General features: G+C 60.1%; 18 protein-coding genes and 1 riboswitch. Of the genes, 9 read left to right on the top strand and 9 right to left on the bottom strand.

Annotated elements, in window-relative coordinates:
- Positions 1–26: 26 nt before the first annotated feature.
- The gene (locus ACR0LW_RS16515) at positions 27–1,100 is read left to right on the top strand and encodes a BMP family ABC transporter substrate-binding protein (protein WP_170452758.1); all 1,074 of its coding nucleotides are present in this window, start codon (positions 27–29) and stop codon (positions 1,098–1,100) included.
- Positions 1,101–1,169: 69 nt separating this feature from the next.
- Here the strand turns inward: ACR0LW_RS16515 and ACR0LW_RS16510 are convergent, their stop codons facing one another.
- The 4 genes from ACR0LW_RS16510 to ACR0LW_RS16495 form a co-directional block, all read right to left on the bottom strand.
- Positions 1,170–1,817: a sulfotransferase family 2 domain-containing protein gene (locus ACR0LW_RS16510; protein ID WP_170521606.1), complete on the bottom strand. Its 648-nt coding sequence runs from the start codon at positions 1,815–1,817 to the stop codon at positions 1,170–1,172.
- 100 nt (positions 1,818–1,917) lie between these two features.
- Positions 1,918–2,574, bottom strand: coding sequence for an outer membrane protein (locus tag ACR0LW_RS16505; RefSeq protein ID WP_480883360.1), 657 nt, complete (start codon positions 2,572–2,574; stop codon positions 1,918–1,920).
- Between the two features lie 414 nt (positions 2,575–2,988).
- A complete protein-coding gene (locus tag ACR0LW_RS16500) occupies positions 2,989–4,617 on the bottom strand; it encodes a N,N-dimethylformamidase beta subunit family domain-containing protein (RefSeq protein ID WP_480883358.1) in 1,629 nt (542 codons plus the stop codon).
- A gap of 27 nt (positions 4,618–4,644) precedes the next feature.
- The gene (locus tag ACR0LW_RS16495; RefSeq protein ID WP_480883356.1) at positions 4,645–6,087 is read right to left on the bottom strand and encodes a metallophosphoesterase family protein; all 1,443 of its coding nucleotides are present in this window, start codon (positions 6,085–6,087) and stop codon (positions 4,645–4,647) included.
- A gap of 159 nt (positions 6,088–6,246) precedes the next feature.
- Here ACR0LW_RS16495 and ACR0LW_RS16490 point away from each other — a divergent pair, with 159 nt between their 5' ends.
- The 6 genes from ACR0LW_RS16490 (at position 6,247) to metH (ending at position 16,058) form a co-directional block, all read left to right on the top strand.
- Positions 6,247–9,315, top strand: a complete 3,069-nt coding sequence (locus ACR0LW_RS16490; RefSeq protein ID WP_480883354.1) for an ATP-binding protein — start codon at positions 6,247–6,249, stop codon at positions 9,313–9,315.
- 31 nt (positions 9,316–9,346) lie between these two features.
- Positions 9,347–10,051: a nucleoside 2-deoxyribosyltransferase gene (locus ACR0LW_RS16485; protein ID WP_170452775.1), complete on the top strand. Its 705-nt coding sequence runs from the start codon at positions 9,347–9,349 to the stop codon at positions 10,049–10,051.
- Between the two features lie 220 nt (positions 10,052–10,271).
- Complete coding sequence (locus tag ACR0LW_RS16480) at positions 10,272–11,336, top strand: AbrB family transcriptional regulator (protein ID WP_480883352.1); 1,065 nt, start codon at positions 10,272–10,274, stop codon at positions 11,334–11,336.
- Positions 11,337–11,431: 95 nt separating this feature from the next.
- Positions 11,432–11,643: riboswitch (cobalamin riboswitch) on the top strand.
- A gap of 122 nt (positions 11,644–11,765) precedes the next feature.
- Entirely contained in the window at positions 11,766–12,065 is a 300-nt protein-coding gene (locus ACR0LW_RS16475) for a hypothetical protein (protein ID WP_170452778.1), read from the top strand.
- Between the two features lie 214 nt (positions 12,066–12,279).
- The gene (locus ACR0LW_RS16470) at positions 12,280–13,332 is read left to right on the top strand and encodes a homocysteine S-methyltransferase family protein (protein ID WP_480626386.1); all 1,053 of its coding nucleotides are present in this window, start codon (positions 12,280–12,282) and stop codon (positions 13,330–13,332) included.
- Positions 13,329–16,058 carry a methionine synthase gene (gene metH / locus ACR0LW_RS16465; protein ID WP_480883350.1) on the top strand — a complete coding sequence of 910 codons (2,730 nt, stop codon included), beginning with the start codon at positions 13,329–13,331 and terminating at the stop codon, positions 16,056–16,058. The genes ACR0LW_RS16470 and metH overlap by 4 nt, the downstream gene beginning before the upstream one ends.
- Before the next feature lie 28 nt (positions 16,059–16,086).
- Here the strand turns inward: metH and ACR0LW_RS16460 are convergent, their stop codons facing one another.
- From ACR0LW_RS16460 to ACR0LW_RS16445, 4 genes are all read right to left on the bottom strand, one after another.
- On the bottom strand, positions 16,087–16,866 hold the full coding sequence (locus tag ACR0LW_RS16460; RefSeq protein ID WP_170521590.1) for an IclR family transcriptional regulator: 780 nt from the start codon (positions 16,864–16,866) through the stop codon (positions 16,087–16,089).
- Between the two features lie 11 nt (positions 16,867–16,877).
- On the bottom strand, positions 16,878–18,236 hold the full coding sequence (locus ACR0LW_RS16455; RefSeq protein ID WP_170429642.1) for a TRAP transporter large permease: 1,359 nt from the start codon (positions 18,234–18,236) through the stop codon (positions 16,878–16,880).
- Positions 18,236–18,901 (bottom strand): TRAP transporter small permease subunit, encoded by a 666-nt coding sequence (locus ACR0LW_RS16450; protein WP_170521588.1) that lies wholly within the window; start codon positions 18,899–18,901, stop codon positions 18,236–18,238. Before ACR0LW_RS16450 ends, ACR0LW_RS16455 begins: the two co-directional genes overlap by 1 nt.
- 68 nt (positions 18,902–18,969) lie before the next feature.
- Positions 18,970–20,208: a TRAP transporter substrate-binding protein gene (locus ACR0LW_RS16445; RefSeq protein ID WP_170521586.1), complete on the bottom strand. Its 1,239-nt coding sequence runs from the start codon at positions 20,206–20,208 to the stop codon at positions 18,970–18,972.
- Between the two features lie 109 nt (positions 20,209–20,317).
- Between ACR0LW_RS16445 and ACR0LW_RS16440 the strand changes: the two genes are divergently transcribed.
- Together ACR0LW_RS16440 and ACR0LW_RS16435 are read left to right on the top strand one after the other, a co-directional pair.
- Positions 20,318–21,913, top strand: coding sequence for a GMC family oxidoreductase (locus ACR0LW_RS16440; protein ID WP_480883347.1), 1,596 nt, complete (start codon positions 20,318–20,320; stop codon positions 21,911–21,913).
- Between the two features lie 89 nt (positions 21,914–22,002).
- Positions 22,003–22,821: a DUF2189 domain-containing protein gene (locus tag ACR0LW_RS16435; RefSeq protein ID WP_480883345.1), complete on the top strand. Its 819-nt coding sequence runs from the start codon at positions 22,003–22,005 to the stop codon at positions 22,819–22,821.
- 31 nt (positions 22,822–22,852) lie between these two features.
- On the opposite strand, the gene ACR0LW_RS16430 is transcribed toward ACR0LW_RS16435, so the two are convergent.
- Positions 22,853–24,526 carry a thiamine pyrophosphate-binding protein gene (locus ACR0LW_RS16430; RefSeq protein ID WP_480883343.1) on the bottom strand — a complete coding sequence of 558 codons (1,674 nt, stop codon included), beginning with the start codon at positions 24,524–24,526 and terminating at the stop codon, positions 22,853–22,855.
- Between the last annotated feature and the right edge of the window lie 2 nt (positions 24,527–24,528).

Below are 24,528 nucleotides of genomic sequence, written 5' to 3'. Positions count from 1 at the left end.
AACTGAACCAACTTGGGGAGTAACACATGAAATTCACATCACTTCTGGCAAGCGCCGCCATGGCGCTGGGTCTGGCCTCGGGGGCCATGGCCGAAGACAAAACCAAGGTCGGCTTTGTATATGTCGGCCCCGTGGGCGATGGCGGCTGGACCTATGAGCACAACAAGGGCCGTCTGGCGGTCGAAGAGCACTTTGGCGACAAGGTCGAGACTGTCTTTGTTGAATCCGTTCCCGAAGGCCCCGACGCCGAGCGTGTGATGACCCAGATGGCGCTGGAAGGCGCGGATCTGATCTTTACAACCTCGTTCGGTTACATGGACCCGACCATCAACGTGGCAAAGAAGTTCCCGGATGTGAAATTCGAGCACGCCACCGGGTATAAGACTGCCGACAATGTCTCCGTGTACTCGGCCCGGTTTTACGAAGGTCGCGCGGTTCAGGGCCATATCGCCGGAAACATGACGGAATCGAACATCATCGGTTATATCGGCTCGTACCCGATCCCCGAAGTGATCCGTGGCATCAACTCGGCCTATATCCACGCCAAGAAGGTGAACCCGGATGTCGAGTTCAAGATCGTCTGGGCCTACACCTGGTTTGATCCAGCGAAAGAGGCCGACGCCGCCACGGTTCTGATCGAACAGGGCGCGGACGTGATCCTGCAACACACCGACTCGACCGCGCCGCAAGCGGCAGCACAAGAGGCAGGCAACGTGGTCACCTTTGGTCAGGCCTCGGACATGAGCGAATACGCTCCGTTCCCGCGCGTGTCGTCGATCATCGATGATTGGGCACCGTATTACATTGCGCGGACCCAGGCCGTCATGGATGGCACATGGGAAAGCGCCAACACCTGGGATGGCATCCGCGAAGGCATGGTCGCAATCGGTGAAATCACCGACGCCGTTCCGGCTGATGTCAAAGAAGAAGCCTTGGCCCTGAAAGCCGCCATGGCTGCGGGTGAATACCACCCCTTCACCGGCCCGCTGAAGAAGCAGGACGGCAGTGACTGGCTGGCCGAGGGCGAAACCGCTGATGACGGTACGCTGGCTGGCATGAACTTCTATGTCGAGGGGCTGGAAGGCGAAATTCCGCAGTAAGTCCCAAGTCAAGCAAACAGAGAAGGCCCGCACCGATGTGCGGGCTTTTTTGTTTCGGTCTTAAACCGCTTAGAACAGGCCAAGGAATTTTGATTTCTTTCGGGTGCTTCCGTCTTCAAAGGAATAGCCAAACAGCTCGATGTCACGCGCATAGGCCTGCGCAACCACATCCCGGCTGTCGTCATCGAAATAGTCACGGTAGTCCGAACGCGCCGTCTTTTTCCTGTGGCGTACCGTCGATCTTCGAAGGCCAAGCTGTTTCATCACCACTTTGAGATCGTCATCAAAGCGTTCGAACCGGCCGATGAAATCAATCGGCATTTCGCCCGAGCGTGTCGTCAGAAAGTAGCTCTGCGGTATGAAATACCGGATCTTGAGGAAGCGGTCCGGGTCACGCGCAAATGTCGCCATGAACTCGTCAAACGACCCGCAATCGCTGACTTCTGTCAAATCCGGGCGCCGCTGGCACACATAGTGATAGGCCGAGACAAAGCGATCCCACGGGTTTCTGACGAACGCGAACTTGTAGTAGTCATCGGCCTCATCCCCCACCAGTTTCAGCAGCCCGGATATGGTCGCGCGTTCTTCATCCTGTGGATGGCGTTCGTTCACACGACGACTCAACAGATGGTCGCGCTTCAGCAAAGTGGTCACAGTCGACCCGCCGGTTTTCGGGATATGCACAAAAACAGTGCGAAGATTTGTGTATACAGGCATCCGGCGTCCTTAACAGTGCCACGTGTCGGCGTGGTACGGCTTTGGTGATCGGTTGGTTCAGCGGTCAAACGCGTGTACCGCCACTTCGGCGCGGTCGCAATCAGAACCGATATGCGACACGCGCGGTTATGGTGCTCAGATCAAAGTCACTGTCGTTGGATGCTTCGTCAAACTGGCCCGAGACGTCGCGATAGGTGTAATCAGCGGCAACGAACCAGCGATCCGTGACGTTGTATTCGACGCCCACGCCGATATTGAAACCATCCAGCGTCGTTTGACTTTCCCGAGACTCAAAAGCTGCGCTTGGATGAACACGCAGGCGCGACCAGGACCAGCCCACGGCACCGTAAAGCAAAAAATCACCGCGGATATAGCCCACGCGCCCGCGCACGTCTGCGAAATCCATGACTTCACGGTTTTCCGGTGCGGGTGCTCCGCGTTCAAGCACGTAAGACAGGTTCGAATACCGGGCTTCGGCGCCGTACAAGATATTGCCGCGTTGCAGGTTGTAGCCAACCAAGACACCGAAACTGCGTCCGTTATCCGGATCGAACGAGGCATCTAAGGTTCCACCGGACAAGACAGGGTAATCCGTGTCACCGCTTGCAGTGCCAGCGCCAATTTCCAACCCGGCATAGAGGCCATGAAAGGCCCCGTCAGCCCCTGTCAGCCCATCTTGCGCCTGCGCGGTTTCTGGAATGAACAGCGCAAGCTGTGCCAGCACAATACCTGCTACCGCATTTCGCATATTCGACATACGTAACACCTCAATCGTTCCTTTTTTCGCCGCCTTACAGCGCCCGATACACAAAATCTAGCAGCACCTTCTGAAAAGCCAAAAACGACTTATTCTTTTCGCGCGCCTGCGGGACATACCCGCAACAGTCGCTAAAATAATGGGCATCTTCCAAGTTGTGCCTGATCAAATCGGCCCGTTCGTAACTCACTGTCTCATCTTGAGAATACCACGGGTAAGCGCATTCCTAAATCCCTTATCGTCCTGAACACTCGGGACATGTTCGCCGCATGGCGCTAAAGCCACATCGCGTCCGTTGAGTGATCGGATGCTCTGACCAAATCACCGCAACGATCTGCGCGTACACTCAAAATCCAGCAAGAAATTGCCGAAACCCCAAAAGGAAGGGATTCTTGGGGTCACTGACACAACGCGTCAAGCCCGCCCAAACCGGTCCAGCACGTTGCGGGTGATCTGCTCGACCTGCCAATCGCGGCGCGTCAGGCCCATGACCCACTCGCAGGTGGCGGCGGTAAAGACTTCGCCTTGCCCACGCTCCCAATGCACAATAACTCCGTTTCCGCGCGTGCTGCGGTCAAGCGTTTCCTGGGTCAGTTCGCCGAACAGTGTCCGTGCTTTGAAAGCAGCGTCGGCGCTGCCGATATACATCGTCTCACCCCAAATTCCGTGATCCGGCTCTAGGTTTGTTGCCAGACCCACGGCCAGAATAGAGATGTCGGGATCAGCTCCATCGGTCCCTGTCGGAAACGGCAGGCCATCCTCCATTCTGTAATCCAGCCCGTCGACCTCGTACCCGTAAATCCGCGAGCTACTTCCCAGTTGATCGCCATAGCCCAATTGCGTTCCGGCAAGTGCCCAGTGATCGGGGCGGTAGACCGTGAAACCGCTGTTCTGCCCCGCACACCGGCCCAAGCCCGCGTAGATGCCCTTAAGCCCGTTCACCCCGAACGTCTGGGCACCCGGCCAGTTCACCGGATCAACCTCCCACGCTGCTGTCACCAGATGCTGCTGGTCCGTTCCGGCCAGCGGATCGAGCTCTGCCGTGTATTTGTAGCAGATCTGGGTCTGCCCTTCGTCTTCGATCCGGGTCTGCCACAGAAAATTCCCTGCAAACCGGGCGACACGACCGCCGCTGGTGACAAAGCGATCCACGGCCTTGCGCATATTCGCCGACCAATACTCGTCATGCCCAACAAAAACCGCGCATCTGTGGCGTTCCAACAGGTCGGGATCGGCCTCCAGATCATGTTGGGTGGCAAAGTCGAAATCATAACCCTGTGCTTCGGCCCACCTGGCAAAATGCCGTTCATAGCTGGCCCACCCGGCCGAGGCATATTTCTTCGAATACCCATAGGCGTAGGCCCATTCCATATAGGGGTAGCGCACCATCTCACCAGCAGTATGAGCCCTGTCAGGCACCGCCCGAGGGGCCCCGGCTGGCAGTTTGCAAAACCCCCGCGTCCAGGGGCGTTGGGTTGAAACAACAGGCGAAAACGCATTCTGGTCCGGGCCGGCGATACCCTCATAATGGTTGGACCCGCCCCAGCAATTATACGCCAGCCATGTGCCCGTAGCGCACACCAACAGATAGGGCGCAGCCGGTTTGTCCTTTGCGCGGCGCAGCAGAAACAGATGGTGTTCTTCGACGTGATCCCCATCTAGCTCGGCCCTGAACGTCACCAGATACCCGCCTGCAGGCCAGTCGGCAGGAATGGTGAATTCGTAAGACGCCTCCCAACCGCACCCGGAAACCGAACAGTCGAAGGGCGTATCCTGATGCACCCCTTTCAACCCGCTTTCCCGAAGCACGGGCTGGTAGGAGACCCCATCCCGGCCAATCTCCAGATCCCATTTCTGGGCGGTTGTCGAAACGCGCAGCGCCACGCGTTCACCCGGGGTGTAGGTCATGCGGTCGGTGTAACCCCAGATCTCCAGCACATCGGCGTCGCGGGACGGGCCGATGTAGTAATTGTCCAGAATATGCCGCGCCTTGGCGCGGGTTCGTGGCGTGACAGCCGGGTCGCTGGATTCTGAACGCGTCATTGGCGGATCGGCTTCGATGGGTCGAGTTCAGGCTTTGGTCGCATCTTCGGACTGGCTTGGCTCATAGGCGGCAAGAAACGCCTTAAGCCGCGTGTTGTGGGTTTTGACCGCAACTGCGGCTGTTTGCGAAAACTGTGCCCAAGGCCATTGAGTGCCGTCAACCAATTGGGACAAACGGTCGAACAAAGGGTTATCGGCACCCTCGGGCCCCGCCTTATGCAACGCCACGCGGTAATCACCTGGGGCATCCGATTCGTTATAAAAGCGCAGCGAGGCAAGGTTCAGGTCGGCGTCCATCAGGACCGCCGCCCCTCCGATCAGGGGTTGCGGGGCGGGGCTGTCGACCACCCAGCCGCCGCTGTTGACGGCGGTGAAGCGGGGAGAGATGAAATCTTCGATCTCCATCACTTTCTCAAATGGCTTGTGCGTGTGGCCGAAAACCACGGAAATGTCGGCGGGCACCGGCTTGTCGCCATAGGCGGCCCTGATCTGACCCTGAACCGGCACTTGCAGAAACCGACGCAGACCCGCGCCGCTATCGCTGAGCAGATGCTGCGCCGAGCCCCTCTCGAACGCTTTTCCGACCAGATCGCCCACCAGTTCCCCGGCCCCTTCGCCCAGCGATTTACCCAGCGACCCGGCCTTGGCCTCCAGAAACCGCCGGACCGCCGCGCCTGCCAGCGCACCCAGTTCCTTGGGGCTTTTGCCGAGGTTATATATGATCTCTTCATCCGGCCCGATCCGGCCTGAGCGACCGATCAGGGACCAGACAAAATCGATCCAGGCAAAGTTCTGCGCCTCCCATTCTTCCATCGTGACAGGGGGCTTGGTGTCGGGGAACAGGGTATCGGCAAAGGTACTGGCCAGCAGATAGACGTCTTCGATGAAGTGACCGTGGGTATAGATCACCAGCTTTTGGCCCGAGGCAAAGGCCAGGTTGGGATAGACCGTTTCGACCGTAAGATCGGACAGCCAAGGCAAGCGTCGGCCAATCGATTGCAGCAGGCAATCAGGCAGCGGATCGGGGTCCATCAGCGGCGTGGTATGCGGCACGGTTGGCGCGCTGTCCTGCCAGTCGGACCCTGCAAGATGATCGGCGAACCGGCGCTCCCGGCAGGTTTGCCACAGATGGTGATCATGGTTGCCCGGCAGATAGATCATCTTGGTCGAGAACAACCGGCTATCGGGATCCTCGGGCATGGCCAGTTCCAGAAACTGCTGAAACGCCATGGCCGAAACGGTCTTGGTGCTGAAGGCCAGATCCAGAATATCGCCATTCAGGATCAGGGTCGGAAGGGGCGCATCCCCGTTTGCGTTGATCAGATGACGCAGGCAGCCCACCAGTTGCACCAGCAGATCGCTTGGATGGTTCGGATCCACCTTACCATCGGCCGAGGTCAGCCGCGTCAGGATGCTGTTATCGGCCCCGAAATGCATGTCGGACAGGCTGATGTACCGGATATCGCTCATGATTGTGCTTTCTCCTGCGGCCCGTTTTTTTAAGGCGTTTGCCGGGGGTTTGGCCCGGGTCAGAGGCGCCAACTCTTACTTGACGCCGGGGAACTCATGCGGTCAAGCTGAAAGAGTTAACGCGTTAAACCTTATTTTGGGGCGTTTCAGGGGGCAGAGATGGTTCATTCCGACGAAGACCTCTCGAACCGGCACAATGTCGTCGGCGAGCGCCGGCAGCTTGTTGTGGTCTTCGTCGATCTGGCCGGATCGACCGATCTGAGCGGCCGGATCGACACCGAGGATTACGCCGCGCTGATCCTTGCCTATCAGGAAACCGGACGGCGCATTTTCACAGACTATGGCGGACGGGTCGCCAAATATCTGGGCGATGGCCTGCTGCTGTATTTCGGCTATCCGCAGGCGCGGGAAAACGACGCTGAGCGCGCTGTGCGGGCCGCGTTGGATTTGCTAAGCGCGATGAAACAACCCCTGCCCGGTACGGACCCGGACGCACCACGCCTGCAGGCCCGCATCGGGGTGCATACCGGCGAGGTGGTGGTGGGTGAAAGCGAACAGGGCGGGCGCGATGTTCTGTTTGGTGAAACAGTGAACATTGCCGCCCGGATCGAGGCGAAGGCCCGTCCCGGAACAGTATTGGTCAGCGATCCGGTGATGTCGCTGTTCAAACAGAAATTTGTATCGCAACCTCTGGGACCGGTTGACCTGAAAGGCGTTGTCCGCCCATTGCCTCTACACCGCGTATTGCGCCCTGCCGCTGCCAATGCCAGGTCTGGAAGCATCACAGGCTCGACCCTGCTGCTGGGGCGCGAGGCGGTGCTGGGTCAATTGCGTGAACTCTGGCAAAAGGCTACCGAACACGGGCCGGTCGCGGCAACGGTGAAAGGCAATCCGGGGATTGGCAAAACCAGCCTGCTGCGTGCCTTCCGGGCCCAATTGGCCGAAACCCCCCATATCTGGCTTGGGGTACAGTGTGACGCGCTGTCGTCAAGCGCGCCGCTTGCACCCTTCATCGGGCTGATCCAGCAAAGCCTTGGTATCACTCCGGGCATGGAGGACGACGAGGCGCTCAACCGTCTCAGACAGGGTGTGACGCAACAAGACAATGCACCGGACGAGACCGTGCCGCTGATTGCCCGGTTGCTTGGTATCCATACCTCCGACACGGCCGCGTTGGAAAATTCCAGCCCGGAAACCCTGCGGCACCGGACCCTTCTGACCCTCGGGCACTGGCTTGCACGACTTGCGGTTGATCGTCCTGTCGTGCTGGTCTGCGAAGACCTTCACTGGTGTGACGCCACCAGCCTGGAACTGCTTGAGATGTTGCTCGACTGGCCTCAGCCGCTGCCGGTTTTCTGCCTTGTGGCGCAGCGCGATGATGGCAGTCCGGGGCTGCCCGCAAAACGGTCCGAAGTGATCGCGCTTGCAGCGTTGGATCACGACCAGGCGACGCAGTTGGCGCAACGGGCCGCCGCCCCCGCGGACCTGTCGGATGCGGTACTGGAAGACATCCTGACGCGCGGCGCAGGCAACCCCCTTTATATCGAAGAACTGGCCCGCTTTGCCGGGGAAAACCAGACCGGACACCGCCAAAGCCGCGCGGTTCCGCCAACCCTGAACAGCCTGATCATGGAGCGGCTGGACGCTCTGTCGCCCGAGTCGAAAAAGACCGCTCAGGTCGCCGCCGTTCTGGGCGAGGATCTGGATATGTCGATCCTGTCCCAGGTCGCCCAGCGCGATGAGGTCGAGATATCCGGAACGGTCGGGGATTTGCTGGAGGCCGATATTCTACGCCCGCGTTCGGGCACCAATGACGGCTACATGTTCCGCCACGCGCTGACGCAGGACGCGGTCTATGCCACGCTTCTGCGGGCCGAGCGGACCGATCTGCATGCCCGCGCCGCTGCGTGCCTTCAGGACGGGACGGCGGAACAGCCCGACAAGATCGCCCATCACCTTCATGCTGCCCGGCACTTTACCGATGCCGCCATCTGGTACCGCGACGCCGGGCTGCGCGCGGTCAAGCAAGCTGCGGTCGAGGATGCAACGGTGCTGTATCGCCGTGCTTTGGCCTCGCTGGAGCAGACCGAGGAAAACCGCCAGCGGGACGAGATCGAGCTGTCCATCCAGATCCCGCTGGAAAACGCGATCATGGGCGTGCGGGGCTTTGCCTCACCCGAAATCAAACCGGTGCTGGATCGCGCGTTGGAACTGGCCGAACGTCTTGGTGACGCGGATGAGACCTCATCGGCGCTGAACGGGCTGGCTGCGCATTTTCTGGACAAGGGCGACTGCGCTAGGGGCATAGAATATGCCGACCGCATTCTGGATATGCCCGGCGCGGGCGCGAACCGGATCGGCATGTTGCGCGCCCATACCACGCTCGCCTTTCTGCGGTTTCAACTGGGCGAAGGTGAGATTGCCGTTGAACATGCGGAAGAGGCGATCCGTCTCTACCGCCCCGAGGATTACGCCGAAGTTACCTATGGCATTGGCACCGATCAGGGCGTTCTGGCCTATGGGGTCAGCGCGGTGGCCCATTGGTGGTGCGGCGCGCCCGATACGGCGCTGGAACGTGCCGAGGCGGGGTTGGCGCTGGCCGAGGGGTTGAACTCGGCGCTCAGCCTGGCCGCCGCACGGGCCTTTCTGATCATCACCCTGCATTGCCGCCGGGACAGTGACCGCGCCTATGCTCTGGCCACCGAGACCTATGAGACATGCACCCAGCTTGGCATCCCGCTTTGGGGCGGGTTAAGCCAGTTGTTCCGGGCCGGACAACCCATCGACCCGCCGGACAAGCGTTGTCAGGAGGTTGATGCCGGTCTGGCCTTGCTGGCGAAAACCGGCAGTCAGACAGGCTCGGGCATGGGGTTTGCGATCATGGCTGACACACGGCTGGCCAATGACGATCCGGATACGGCGCTGGCGATCGTTGACACCGGGCTGCAACTGTCGGGGATGTTGAACCAGCCGGTTTGGAACCCGGACCTGATGCGGTTGAAAGCACAGGTGCTGGCTGTTCTGGACCGACAAGATGAGGCCGAGGCGCTGCTGCGCACCGCAATTGACGAAGCCGGGGCTGCCGGATCGGCTTCGCTGGCCCTGCGCTGTGCGCGGGTGCTGTCTGATATGCTAAACGGCACCGCGCGCGAAGCCGAAGGCGCGCAGTTGGTTGCCGATTGGGCCGGTCGGCTGGAGCCCGGCGCAGCCGCTTCAGACCCGGCCTGACGACACTGAATTTTAACCAGAGGACCATTTCATGACAGACCATATCGTTTTCTGCTCGGGCCCGATGTTCAGCGTCGGTGATCTTTGGGAGCAATATAACATCGCCGCCGTGCTCGAGGCCGGAGGGTTCGGCACCTATCTCGCCCCGCGCGACGGCGTCGAGATCGCCAAGATGATGGATATGTTGCAGGACCCTCAGGTCTGGTCACAAAAGGGACAGGAGATGCTGTATATCATCCTCAAGGTCGGCTACGCGCAGGATATCTACCAATTGCTCGGGCGCTGTTCGAGCCTTGTGTTCAACATGGATGGCCGGGTGCCCGATGGCGGCAGTATTGTCGAGGTGACAACAGCCTACGCCGCTGGAATGCCCCTTGTGATCTACAAGACGACACCGGTGACGCTGTTTGGTGGGGTCGATAACCCGATGATTCAGGGGCTTTCGACCAATTGGGACTATGTGCATGACACCGCATCCATCGTGCCCGCCCTGCTCAAACGGATCGAGGCGCAATCGCAGAACGGCTATGTCTACACCCCGCCCCCGAATGTCAGCCTTGTGATGGAGGTTGGGGCGATGACGGCAGACCCCAGTTCCGACCTTCACAAGCGGCTGGATGCCATTTCGAATGCGCCAAACGAGAAGGCCGCGCTGGAAGCGGGTGAGGAACTGATCGACTGGGCGAAAAGCAACAAGGCTTATCAGGCGGCGTTTGGCGGGTCGGCACCCACGTAAGCCCTGTTGGATTGGTGGGGTTGAAACGAATTCAGTGACACTCGCCTTGATTTCGAGACCTCGTTCCTGGATCTCATCCAACACACGCTGATAGCGCCAAGCTGCATCACAGGCCGTTCTTCACTCGGGCATTCTGAATGGTCGGTGCGCGTGGTCTTGCAAACCGCGCCCATTTGTATACCATTGGATACAATTGATCCCATGACATCGGGCCTGAAATTTGTCCGTCCAAGCCACATCACCAAGCCGCCCCGTAAGGCGGGCCATCACCTTCGGCCTTGCCGTGCTGGGAACGGTCGTATTCTGGATGCTGGGCCTGCCCCTACCCTTTCTGTTCGGCCCCATGACCGCCTGCCTGATTGCGGCACTGGCGCATGCGCCGATGGAAGGGTTCGGGCAGATCTCGGTCGCGGCGCGTACCATCCTGGGCGTGGCGGTGGGGGCTTCGATCACGCCTGATCTGTTTGGCCAACTGCCGAAAATGGCAGCGTCAATTGCTCTGATCCCGCCCTTCATCCTATTGATCGCTTTGGTCGGGGTGCCGTTCTTTCGCAAGGTCTGGGGCTTTGACGACAAAACGGCCTTTTACGCCGCGATGCCCGGCGGGTTGCAGGACATGATCATCTTCGGCACCGAGGCCGGTGCCAATCCGCGCGCCCTGTCCCTGATCCATGGCACGCGCGTGCTGATCATCGTGACGCTCGCCCCGTTGCTCCTGACCCTGTTCTACGACGCTGACCTGACCAACCCCATTGGCGAACCCGCCCGCGACCTGCCTCTGCAAGAACTGGCGCTGATGGTCGTCGCCGCCATTGTCGGCTGGAAAGGCGGTGAGCGGATCGGCCTGTTCGGAGCGTCCATTTTGGGCCCAATGATCCTGACTGCGGCCTTGTCACTGGGCGATTTCATCCACACCCGCCCACCGCGCGAGGCGATCCTTGTCGCGCAATTCTTTATCGGCTGCACCATCGGCGTGAAATTTATCGGTGTCACATGGGTCGAGCTGCGCAAAGTTGTGGCGGCGGGCTGCGCCTATGTTGTTGTGCTGGCCATACTTGCGGCAGCCTTCACGGCCCTTGTGACCACGTTGGGGTTCGGGCAACCGATCGAGGCCTTCCTTGCCTATGCCCCCGGCGGGCAGGCTGAAATGACGGTCTTGGCCATCGTCTCGGGCGCGGATCTCGGGTTTGTCATTACCCACCACCTGACACGGATCGTTCTGGTGATCATCGGCGCGCCCATCGCGGCCAGTCTTCTGGTGCGCTGGTCCCGCTCTCGGGATTAGAAGGGTTTCGCAGTTTGATTTGGGTTCAAGTCCCGACGGGTTGCAATCCGACGCTGCGTGCTTTGCTGGCACCGGTAGACAGGGCTTTGGCCTTATGAGACTGTGCAGCCGATGGTGTCCGACGCTCTGAGTCGGCTGAAAAGGGAATGCGGTGCGGGCAAACGCCCAAGGCCGCAACTGCCCCCGCAACTGTAAGCGGCGAGCGACCCCCGACAGACCACTGGATGACCCCGCATGGGTTGTCCGGGAAGGACGGGGACAGCGATGAACCGCAAGTCAGGAGACCTGCCATCTCCGGCGCAAATGTGCCGCAGTCACCTTAACTCGGGCGGGGTGCCCGTGGACGGAGCGACAAGAGATGGACCGCATTGGCCAGACATCACTGTTGATGCCCCACACAAGCCGCCCAAAAACGCGGAGGGCGTCGTTATGCTTGACCTGACCATTTCCCAACTGGACACCGGCCACGTGCCTCCGCAGCGCGCGCAAGAGCTGGGGCAGATGGGCTATATGCAATGGCTGGGCGGCCTGCCCGGTTCCGCGAACTACCATGCGCAGGCGCGGATTGCTTTGGCCAAGGCCAAACCGTTTGCCGAGACCTCACCCGCCATCGCTGTGTTCTGCGACCTGCTGGCCAGATCCATGCAGATGCCCCTGGAACCATTGTTCCTGGCCCTGCCCGCAAAACAGCGCCGAGGGGGCCATCGCGCGCGCCGCGCCGCCTTGTGATCTCATGCGGGCAATTCAGCCTGTGCCATCGCCCGCATTTTGGACGATTTTGGCCGGGCAATGCTTTGACTGCTTATTAGTGATTTCGTTGGATTTGCACGCCGAACAAGGTGCATCATGACGCAAACTCATAATTTAGTCGAATAACAATCATTTCACCTCATAATGCCAACGCGCTATACCTTCGGCCCACACAGCCGATTGGATACCGCGAATGCTTGACTTTACCTTGCCCGACACACCCGCGCTCGCGACGCTGCGCGCATTGGCTGCCCAGCGCATCCTGATCCTTGACGGGGCCATGGGCACAATGATCCAGACGCTGAACATGACCGAAGAGGATTTTACCGCCAACGGTCACATCCATGGCCCCGGCTGTCGGCATCACTATCACCCGGATCATCCGCAACAGGGCAACAACGACCTGTTGGTGCTGACCCAGCCGCAGGCGGTTGAGGATATACAGTATGAATTCGCAATGGCCGGGGCGGACATCCTTGAAACCAACACTTTTTCCTCAACCACCATCGCGCAGGCCGATTACGGGCTGGAGGCTGCGGTGCATGATCTGAACGTCGCAGGCGCGCAGGTGGCGCGGCGCGCGGCGGACCGGGCCACGGCTGAGGACGGCAAACCCCGGTTTGTGGCCGGGGCTGTGGGGCCGACGAACCGGACGGCCTCGATCAGCCCGGATGTGAACGATCCCGGATACCGCGCCGTCAGTTTTGATGATCTGCGCATAGCCTATGGCCAGCAGATCGACGGGCTGATCGAAGGAGGCTCTGACCTGATCCTGATCGAGACGATCTTTGACACGCTGAACGCCAAGGCGGCGATTTTTGCGGCTTTCGAGAGCTTCGCCAAGGCCGGACGTCGCCTGCCGCTGATGATCTCGGGCACGATCACCGATGCCTCGGGCCGGACGCTTTCTGGCCAGACGCCCACCGCCTTCTGGCACTCGGTCGCCCATGCGCGCCCTTTCACCGTCGGGCTGAACTGCGCCCTTGGCGCTGCATCCATGCGCCCGCATATGGCCGAGATTTCGGGCGTGGCTACCGCCCTGACCTGCGCCTACCCCAATGCGGGCCTGCCGAATGAGTTCGGACAGTATGACGAAACCCCGGACCAGACCGCCGCTCAGGTCGAAGAGTTTGCCCGCGATGGCATCGTCAACGTGGTCGGCGGTTGCTGCGGCACCACACCCGACCATATTCGCGCGATTGCCGAAGCGGTTGCCCCTTTTGCCCCCAGAAAGGTACCAGCATGACCCGTCACCTGCGCCTCTCAGGGCTGGAGCCTTTTGTCCTGACGCCCGACATCCCCTTTGTGAATGTGGGTGAGCGGACCAACGTCACCGGCTCGGCCCGGTTTCGCAAGCTGATCGTGAACCGCGACTATGCCGCCGCGCTGGACGTTGCGCGGGATCAGGTGGAAAACGGCGCTCAGATCATCGACATCAACATGGATGAAGGGCTGATCGACAGCAAACAGGCGATGGTCGAATACCTGAACCTTGTCGCGTCCGAGCCCGATATCGCCCGCGTGCCAATCATGATCGACAGCTCGAAGTGGGAGGTGATCGAGGCCGGGCTGCAATGCGTGCAGGGAAAGCCTGTGGTGAACTCGATCAGCCTGAAAGAGGGCGAAGAGGCGTTTCGCCATCACGCGGGTCTGTGTCTGGCCTATGGGGCTGCTGTGGTGGTCATGGCCTTTGACGAGGCCGGTCAGGCCGACACCTTCGAGCGCAAGACCGAGATTTGCGCCCGCGCTTATCGCATTCTGGTCGAGGATATGGGGTTCCCACCCGAAGACATCATCTTTGACCCCAACATCTTTGCCGTCGCCACGGGAATCGAGGAACACGACAATTACGGCGTCGATTTCATCGAGGCGACCCGCTGGATAAGTCAGAACCTGCCCCATGCACATGTCTCGGGCGGGGTGTCGAACCTGTCTTTCAGCTTTCGTGGCAATGAACCGGTGCGCGAGGCGATGCATGCGGTGTTCCTGTACCATGCCATTCAGGCCGGGATGGATATGGGCATCGTCAATGCGGGCCAACTAGCGGTCTATGACCAGATCGATCCCGACCTGCGCGAAGCATGCGAGGATGTGGTCCTGAACCGCCAGCCGAAATCCGGCGGCAGCGCGACCGAGAACCTGCTGGACATCGCCGAACGTTTCCGTGGTGACAAGCGCGAGGAGAAAACCCGCGACCTGGCCTGGCGCGACTGGCCGGTCGAGAAACGGCTGGAGCATGCGCTGGTCAACGGTATCACCGAGTTCATCGAAGAAGACACCGAGGCCGCGCGCGGCGATGCGGAACGCCCCTTGCATGTCATCGAGGGGCCTCTGATGGCCGGGATGAACGTGGTGGGCGATCTGTTTGGCGCGGGCAAGATGTTCCTGCCGCAGGTGGTGAAATCAGCTCGTGTGATGAAGCAGGCCGTGGCCGTGTTGCTGCCCTACATGGAGGAAGAAAAGCGCCGGAATGGCGGTGAGGGTCGGCAATCTGCGGGCAAGATTCTGATGGCCACGGTGAAGGGGGACGTGCACGATATCGGCAAGAATATCGTCGGCGTGGTTCTGGCCTGCAACAATTATGAGATCGTCGATCTGGGCGTCATGGTCCCGCCGCAGAAGATCCTGCAAGTCGCGCGCGACGAGAAGGTAGACATTATCGGCCTGTCAGGACTGATCACGCCGTCGCTGGACGAGATGGCGCATCTGGCCTCGGAAATGGAGCGCGAAGCGTTCGATATTCCGCTGCTGATCGGCGGCGCGACCACGTCGCGGGTGCACACGGCGGTCAAGATCGCGCCGCGTTACACGCATGGGCAGGCGGTCTATGTCACCGATGCCAGCCGCGCGGTCGGGGTTGTCGGCGCTTTGCTGAGCCCGACGCAGAAACCCGATTATGTCGCCGGGATTCAGGCCGAATATGCGGATGTGGCCGACAAGCACGAGCGCGGCGAACGCGCCAAGAACCGCCTGCTTTTGGCCAAGGCGCGGGCCAATGCGCTGAAACTGGATTGGGATGCTTACGAGCCCGTTGCTCCGTCCTTCACCGGAACGCGCGTTCTGCAGGATTGGGATCTGGCCGAAATCGCCCGCTATATCGACTGGACGCCCTTCTTCCAGACCTGGGAAATGCGCGGTGTCTATCCTGGAATTCTTGAAGATGAAAAACAGGGCGTGGCGGCCCGGGCGCTTTTCGCCGATGCGCAGGCAATGCTGGATCAGATTATCGCAGAGCGCTGGTTCACACCCCGCGCGGTTGTTGGATTCTGGCCTGCCAACGCGGTCGGCGATGACATCAGGCTGTATACCGGCCCGGACCGCGCTGAAACTCTGGCCACCCTGCACGCGTTGCGCCAGCAGACCGCGAAACGCGGTGATCGCCCGAATGTCGCGTTGTCGGATTTTGTGGCGCCCGAAGGCCACAGTGCGGACCATGTCGGCGGGTTTGTCGTCACGGCGGGACCGGAGGACTCCGACATTGCCGAGCGGCTGGACAAGGCCAACGACAATTACGGCGCGATCCTCGTCAAGGCTCTGGCCGACCGGATCGCCGAAGCCATGGCCGAGATGCTGCATGAAAGGGTCCGGCGTGAATTTTGGGGTTACGCTAAGGGTGAAGACTTCGACCCACAGGCCCTGATCAGCGAACCTTATGCCGGTATCCGCCCCGCGCCGGGCTATCCGGCCCAGCCCGATCACACCGAAAAACGCACGCTGTTCAGCCTGCTGGACGCCGAGGCCGCGACCGGCGTGACGCTGACCGAAAGCATGGCGATGTGGCCCGGCTCATCTGTCTCCGGGCTCTATATCGGGCACCCGGACAGCTATTATTTTGGCGTTGGCAAAGTGGAACGCGATCAGGTCGAGGACTACGCCAAGAGAAAACGAATGACCGTGGAAGAGGCCGAACGCTGGCTGGCCCCGGTGCTCAACTACGTCCCGGCCAAGGCATCGCGCAAAGCAGCCGCGTAAGGCGACAAGTTGTCAATCAATCGCCGGGCTACGAGGTCAGCAAACCCGACAGTTTGCGCGCACCGTCCTGTAGCAAGGCAAGAAATTGCTTCAAACTGTTCAGATCATGGCGCTGCGTCGGCGCATGAACGGACAGAGTGGCGGCCAGCCTGTTGTTCTTGTCTATGACCGGGACCGCGATGGCCGTCATACCGGGCATGAACTCCTCATCATCTGTCGAAAACCCGTTCTGCGCGACGCGGGTTATCTCGGCCCGCAAGGCCTGGGGCTTCGTTATCGTGCGATCGGTATTCGGGCTGAGGTTACCTGCGGAAAGAAACCCATCCAAAGTGCTCGGGCGCAGGGTCGACAAATACATCTTGCCACTGGCGGTGCAGTGAAACGGGACTTGTGTTCCGATCGGCAACTGAATTCTCAGCGGCCATTTCGTCTCGACCCGGTCCAGATAGATCATACCCTCGCGATCCGGGATCGCCAGATTGCAGGTTTCACCGATTTCATCCGCGACGCCGCGAATAATGGCCAGGCGGGCCGTGCGAAGATGTTCGGACGACACGGTATTCAGCGACAGCTGCCGCAAACGCGGACCGGGACCATAAGACCGACCATCCAGATCACGCTGAAGAAACCCTTCAGCCTCGGCTGTTTGCAGCAGGCGATGTATCGTCGGCTTTGCCAGACCCAATGCGTCGATCAGGTCCGAGGGTTTGACGGCGACCCCGCGCCGTGCCACCTCTTCCAGGATCAGCAGCAGGCGCAGGTTCGTGGGAATCTGGGTGTCTTTGTCTTTTGTGTCCGCTTCGGTCATCCCGCAACAGTCTAGTTATTTGGCAGCAGGATCAAGGCCAGATCGGGCACCAGCGAAACCAGAATCCAGACCGACAGCAGTGCCACCAGATAGGGAACCGTATAGCGCAGAAGCCGGAAATAGGGCACGCCGGTCACGCCCGACGCCACATACAGGTTCAACCCGTACGGAGGCGTAATGAACCCGATGGACGCGCCGACTAGAAAGATCACCGAGAAGTGGATCGGATCGATACCCACCGATGCCGCAATCGGCGCAAGGATTGGCGCAAGGATGATGGTCACCGGCAGGCTTTCCAGCACCATGCCCGAGAAGAAGACAATCACCATCGAGGTAAACAGAACTGCATGGTAGCCACCCATCGAGGTCACGAAATTCCCGATGGTTTCCTGTGCCCCCAGCAGGGACAGGATTTGCTGCATCACCACTGAAATCGCGATCAACGGCGCAAGGATGCCAGTAATCTGGGCTGAGCGGATCACAATTGACGGAATTTCCGGGATCGTGAAGCCTTCGACCACGAACATCTCGGCAAAGGTCTTTTCGGTGGGTGGAATGTCATTCCGCGCACCCATGATGCGGTTGATCGGATAGCTGACCAGACCCGCGATGACACAGAATCCCACGGTCACGCCCGCCGCCTCGGTGGGTGAGAATTTGCCTGTATAGATGCCCCACAACACAAGCCCGATGGCGAAGAAGCCAAGCCATGCTCCGAACGCGGTTTTCAGAACGCGGTTCAGTTGCAGCGGGATCAGATGGCCCCAGCCGTTCATGCGGCAGATGATCCAGCAGGCAAACTGCATGCCAAAGACCATCAGCGCGCCGGGCAGGATACCGGCGACGAACAGCTCAGAGATCGGCAGATTCATCAGGAACCCGTAGACGATGAAGATAATCGACGGCGGGATGATGATCCCCACCGTGCCGCCCGCCGCTGCTGTCGCGGCGCTGAACCGTTCGTCATAGCCGCCCTTGACCATCTCGGGGTGCAGCATCGAACCGATGGTGGCCGTCGTGGCCGAGTTCGACCCTGAGATTGCCGCGAACAGCCCGCAGGCCCCAAGCGAGGCCATCGCCAGCCCACCCCGTATCCAGCCCAGACAGGCATAGGCGAAATCGCTGAGCCGTCGGGCGATACCGGACTTGTTGATCAGGTCTCCGGTCAGGATGAACAGGGGCATCGCCAGCAGGGCAAAGCCTTTGTTGAACACGTTCAGCAATTCAGCGCCCATATTGTCCAGCGTCAGGCCGAGGACAAAGGAACAGCCGATGACCCAATAGCCGATGACCAACAGCACCGGCACGCCCAGCATGAATAGGAAAGTAACCCCTAGCGAGATCAGTGTGACCATGGTTCCATCTGTCATCAGTCTGCTCCGATCACGGCCTGCTTGATCAGCGGCTCGCCTGTTTTCCAGTTGCGCAGATCGTCGGCAAGGTTTTGAAACACGCGCCCGACCATCAGAAAGAAGGACAGTGGCGCAGCCAGTAGAAACCACCACTGCATGATATTGTCGGTGCCCAGAACGATCTGGAAGTTGGACGCCGAGAGCGCCACCAACCGGGTCGTGGTCACGATGACGATCACCGCAAAGATGAACCACAGCACCGCATCCAGGATCAGACAGGCCAGTTGCCCGCCGCGCGGCATGGCCGTGCGAAACTCGCTAAAGCTCAGATGCGTGCGCAGGCGGACGTTGTAGGAGGCTCCGAACCAAGCCATCACCATGAACAGCAGCGGAGGGATCGTGGTCGACCACGGCTCTTGATCGTTGAACACGAACCGGTCGATCACACCCCAAAAGATGATCAGGGCAATCGCGAGGTAGGAATACACCATCACCGACCGTTCGAAATGACGTTCGACAAAGGGAACTGCCCGATAGATCAGCATGATCACGAACCCCCCGATGGCCGAGACAATTGCACCCAAAACCCATGCGGCATCGGATTCCAATGCGGATTGAATCTCGAACGAATCCTGGCTGAGAAAAGCGCTGAAAATCGCGCCGATATCTGCCCAAAACGACATGTACCCCGTCCTCCCAGTCGGTGTGTTTTTTGGAACCGGCCCGCGTGGGGCCGGTTCGCATCAGCTTATCAGGCCTGACCCATCCACCAGCGGCGCGGCTCGACATTCTCGGGCAGCATATCTGCCGGGATCTCGCGCGCGATGTCGTAGATCTCTTGATAGGTGTCGATGCCACCCGCCCATTTGTTCAGACGCTCACGCCACTGCGCCCACGGCTCGGGGTTGAAGTTGGGGGCACACATCTCTTCGGCCAGTTTGATCTGATCATCCGGCAGGAAGGCCGCGCGCACGCCGTTTTCAGCAAAGATCGTGCCCGGCAGTTGCGGGTCCGAAAAGCCAACGGTGTTCAACAGCGCCGCCTCGTTTGCGCCCTGAATCAGTGCCTGAGTGAAGTATGAGGACTCCATCACGGCATCCTGCAACTCACCGCCAAGGCTATCGAAGACCTTGGCCGACATCGAGGTATGCTCGGTCCCGCAGAAGAACTTCAGGTTCACCGACTGCGATACCACTGGTGCCATGTTGGCATAAGCCACAGCCGAGGCCCATGTTTCGGCCCCATCGATCAGACCGGTTTTCAGCGCATCCAGCGTTTCTTCCCACGCCACCGGAACCGGGTTCAGGTTCAAAAGCTGCATGGCGATCCGGCCCAGCTGAGTGCCCGTCACGCGGTTCTTGGTGCCGAACAGTTCCTCCAGCTTGGTGACGGTTGGCTTGTCGGCAAAGGTTGATCCCATTTGCAGACCGCGCAGCTCGCAATGTGTGAACAGGAACTTCAGCCCGTGCCGTTTTTCCAGCGGGTCGCGCAGGATGCGCTGGCTGGCGGGGCTGTAGAAGAAGTGATACTGCGCCGCGCGGCTGGGGAACATATAGGCATAGTCCAGCACGTTCAGATAGGGCGCACCACCGGCCGAGTTCTGGGTCGAAGCCGCATAGATATCGACAATGCCCTGCTGGGTTTTCTCGACACAGCTCAGCTGTCCGCAGATCTGATTGTCGCCGATGAACTCGATGCGAATCTCACCATCTGTGCGTTCTTCAAGGTCACGGGCGAATTCGATGGCCCCGGCGCGCTCGATCAGAAGGTTGCGGGTATTGAAGCCCGAAGCGCCAAATTTCAGCGTATGTTTCGGCTCTTTCGAGAAGCGTTTTTCATAATTCGATTCAGCGGCCTGCGCCAAATTCGCCAGACTCATCGCGCCACCGAATCCGCCTGCGGCCAGCAGCGTCGAGCTCATGCCATAGCGCCCGGCCACGCGGAAGAAATCCCGCCGTGAAATCCCGCTTAGTTTCTTACCGATCTCCATTGCTTACCTCCCTGATCGCAATTATTGAGACGTTTTGTATCAAAAAATGCTAGTATAATTCCTGCATCTTGCATAGAGTTTTTTTCAACGACGTTGGAAGGAGGCGATCATGGAAGTGGATTATGCGATTGTCGGAGCAGGGTCTTCGGGCTGTGTCATCGCCAATCGGCTCAGCGCCGATCCCAATACCAAGGTCGCCCTTCTGGAAGCCGGTGGGCCAGATACCAACCCGTGGATTCACATCCCGGTCGGCTATTTCAAAACCATGCACAACCCCTCGGTCGATTGGTGCTATCGGACCGAACCCGACCCCGGCCTGAACGGACGTTCGATTGACTGGCCGCGGGGAAAGGTTCTTGGGGGATCGTCCTCGCTGAACGGTCTTCTTTATGTGCGCGGACAGAAAGAGGATTATGACCGCTGGCGCCAGATGGGGAATATCGGCTGGGGCTGGGACGACGTGCTGCCCCTGTTCAAACGTTGCGAGGATCAGGAACGGGGCGAGGATGATTTCCACGGAGTCGGCGGGCCCTTGTCCGTGTCGAACATGCGCATCCAACGCCCGATCTGCGACGCCTGGGTCGCAGCGGCGCAGGCTGCGGGCTACCCGTTCAACGCCGATTACAACGGGGCCGAACAAGAAGGTGTCGGCTATTTCCAACTGACAACACGCAATGGACGACGGTGCAGCGCGGCTGTGGCCTATCTCAAACCTATCCGCAATCGCGACAACCTGAACATCATCACCCATGCCCTGGTGACAAAGATCGAACTGGACGGGAAACAGGCGACCGGAGTGATCTATCGGGACCGGTCCGGCGAAACCAAGACGTTGAAGGTACGTCGCGAGATCATTCTGTCCGGCGGCGCGATCAACTCGCCTCAAATCCTGATGCTCTCCGGGATCGGAGACCCTGACCACCTGAAAGCCAATGGGATTGAACCGACCCACGCCTTACCCGCTGTCGGCAAGGGGCTACAGGATCACCTGCAGGCCCGTCTGGTGTTCAGATGCAACGAACCCACGTTGAATGACGAGGTGCGCAGCCTGTTCAATCAGGCGCGTATCGCGCTGAAATATGCGCTGTTCCGCGCAGGCCCGATGACGATGGCGGCCAGCCTGGCAACCGGCTTCCTGAAAACCCGCCCGGATGTACAGACGCCAGATATTCAATTCCATGTTCAGCCATGGTCCGCCGACAGCCCTGGCGAAGGCGTACATCCGTTTTCCGCCTTCACCATGTCGGTCTGCCAGCTTCGCCCCGAAAGCCGGGGAGAGCTGCAATTGGATGGTCCCGACCCGTCCAAATACGTGAAGATCATCCCCAACTACCTTTCAACGGAAACCGATTGCCGAACCATCGTCGCCGGCGTGAACATCGCGCGCAAGATCGCCACCCACAACCCGCTGGCCTCGAAGATCTCCGAGGAATTCCGGCCAACCTCGGACCTGTCTTGCGACGACTATGAAGGCACGTTGGATTGGGCACGGTCGAACTCGGTTTCGATCTATCACCCCACCGGAACCTGCGCGATGGGCACCTCGGAAAACGCGGTTGTGGACCCGGAACTGAAGGTGAAGGGGATCGATAACCTGCGCGTTGCCGATTGCTCGATCATGCCGGAAATCGTCAGCGGGAACACCAATGCGCCCGCGATCATGATTGGCGAGAAAGCAAGTGATCTGCTGACCGAGCGCAGGTGAACCAAGCGACACTGCCAACCTGCGCCATTCACCTCGCTTGCCCTGATGCACCACCTGATGCAAACTGATCTGCGGAGGAGGGATGTGCCATGACATCCAAAACCGCAGGATCCACGCCACCTGACAATCTGGCGCCGCAGCAGCCAGCCGCGCCCAAGATCAACAAGGTGACAGCGGAAGACATCACCGCATCTCTGAAAGCCGGGTTTTCCGACTTTCTGGCGCGCCCTTTCATGAGCGGTTTTTTCGGCCTGTTCTATGCGGTTTTCGGTATCCTGCTGGTTTGGTGCCTGATCTGGCTGGGAAAAATCTGGATGATCATCCCCGCCATTGTCGGCTTTCCGCTTGTTGCGCCGTTTGCCGCGGCGGGCCTGTATGAAATGTCCCGCCGTTTGCAAATGGGCCAGAGTTTCGGCTGGTCAGAGATCCTGACTGTCATGGCCAATCAACGCAAACGCGAGATGGGCTGGATGGCCTTTGTCACCCTGTTCATCTTCTGGGTCTGGATTTACCAGGTTCGGCTTTGGCTTGCGATCATCCTGCAGAATGCGTCTTTCTCGGATTTCGACGGGTTTCTGAACACCGTTTTCTTCACGCCGCAGGGCTGGACCTTCCTTGCTGTCGGCACCTGCATAGGCGCGTTGCTGTCAGCCGTTCTGTTTGCGGTGACTGTCGTTGCCATGCCAATGCTGCTGGACCGGGAAATCAATTTCGTGTCGGCGATACTCACGTCCATTCGGGTCGTCAACGAAAGCCCGGTCGTCATGCTGGGCTGGGCGGCGATCATCTCGGTCACGATGTTGCTGTCGATGGCACCGGCGTTTCTGGGCCTGATCTTCACCCTGCCGATCCTTGGGCACACCACATGGCACCTGTATCAGCGGGCGGTGACACCGGCGGAGGGGTGATCCATCCCAACCCGGATCAGCAAGATCACCCCTATTCCCGGCGCTGCGATGCTTTGAACAAATCCTTGCGCAGTGTCATCAGCGCGCCGGGGTCGATTTTGGCCTGAATAACAGTTGTTTCCCCCGAGGCTAATGCCTGTTGCAACGCGGGACCCATACCACCGGGGCCATCGACCCAGATGCCTTTGCCGCCACAAAGTTCCGCGAATTTGTCAAAGCGGGGGGACTGGATTTCGGCCCCCAACAGACGTCCGCCATAGAACTCCTGCTGATAGGCTTTCTCGGCCCCCCATGCCTCATTATCCAGAACCACGATCACGATGGGCAGATTGTGTGAGATGGCGGTCTGGATTTCGATCATCGTATACCCCACCGCACCGTCGCCCATGACGGCAACAACGGGCCGGTCGGGGGCTGCGGCCTTGGCCCCGATGGCGGCGGGCAGGCCAAAGCCGACCAATCCGAAATCCAAAGGGGTGATCAGCGACAGAGGCTCATAATGCGCCAGCCGATCAGCGGCTTGAAGGCAGGTGTTGCCGGTGTCCAGCGTGACGATGGCGTTTTCGGGCAGCGCGTCGCGCAGCTCGCCCAAGGCACGGCGGGGATGCATGGGCAGGGTCTCGATTGCTGCTTCCTCGGCGCGCTCGGCCCGAAGGGTCTCCATGTCGGCACGAAACGCATCACGCCATGGATCGCAATCAGGTTTAGCGGCCGCATCGGTCAGCACCTCGGCAGTCAGGCGCGCATCCCCCTGCGCCGCGATTTCAGCCGGGAAATAGCGCCCCACCGCAGATCCGTCGATATCCACATGGGCAATCCACGTCTCGGCCCCCACATATTCGTTTGAATGAAAGGTCGAGTTGAACCCCAGCCGTGCCCCAAGCACGACCATCACATCCGCCTCTTTCGTCAACCGGCTGGCCACCCGGTTGCCACGTGGCCCGGCCTGCCCCGCAAACCACGGGTGTCCGTGGCGCATCACGTCGGCATGGCCGGTTGATGCAACCACCGGCACCTCAAGCGTCTCGGCCAAAGCGGTTAGCGCGTCTCGCCCGGCGCTCCATTTGAAGCCACCGCCGGCAAAAATCACCGGGCGTTTGGCTTCACCCAGAAGCGCGGCGATGGCGGCAACATCTTCGGAGGCCGCAGGACCGGGCCGGGCGATGTTCACTGGCACCGGGTCAACCGCAGGCACCTCAGCCGCAAACAGGTCGCGCGGCACGTGCAGCACAACCGGCCCGCGACGGCCCGTATTCGCCAGCCTTATTGCATCCTCGAGCATCGGGACCAGACGCGACGGGTCCGTAACCATGACCGAGCGTTTGGAGATCGGGGCAAACAGCGCCACCTGATCGACCTCCTGAAACGTGTCCTTGTGCTGATCGGCCCGCGTGATTGCGCCTGCGATGACCACCAGCGGGGAATAGGCCAGATGCGCCTCGGCCACGGCGGTGACGATATTGACCACGCCCGGCCCGGCCTGCGCGCCCAGAACAACTCCGGGCTTGCCGGTCATCCGCGCCCAGGCATCGGCCATATGCCCCGCCGCCCGTTCATCGCGTGCGCCCACGTAACCGATTTCGCCGCCCTGATACATCGCGTCATAGAGTTCAAGCATCGAGCCGCCCAGCAGGCCGAACACGGTGTCGATCCCATTGGCCTTGAGCACGCGATGGACGGCCTCGCCGCCGGTGATGTGGGTCATGG

This window comes from Ruegeria sp. N4 (assembly GCF_056531425.1).
This window is presented reverse-complemented; position numbering and strand designations above follow the sequence as displayed.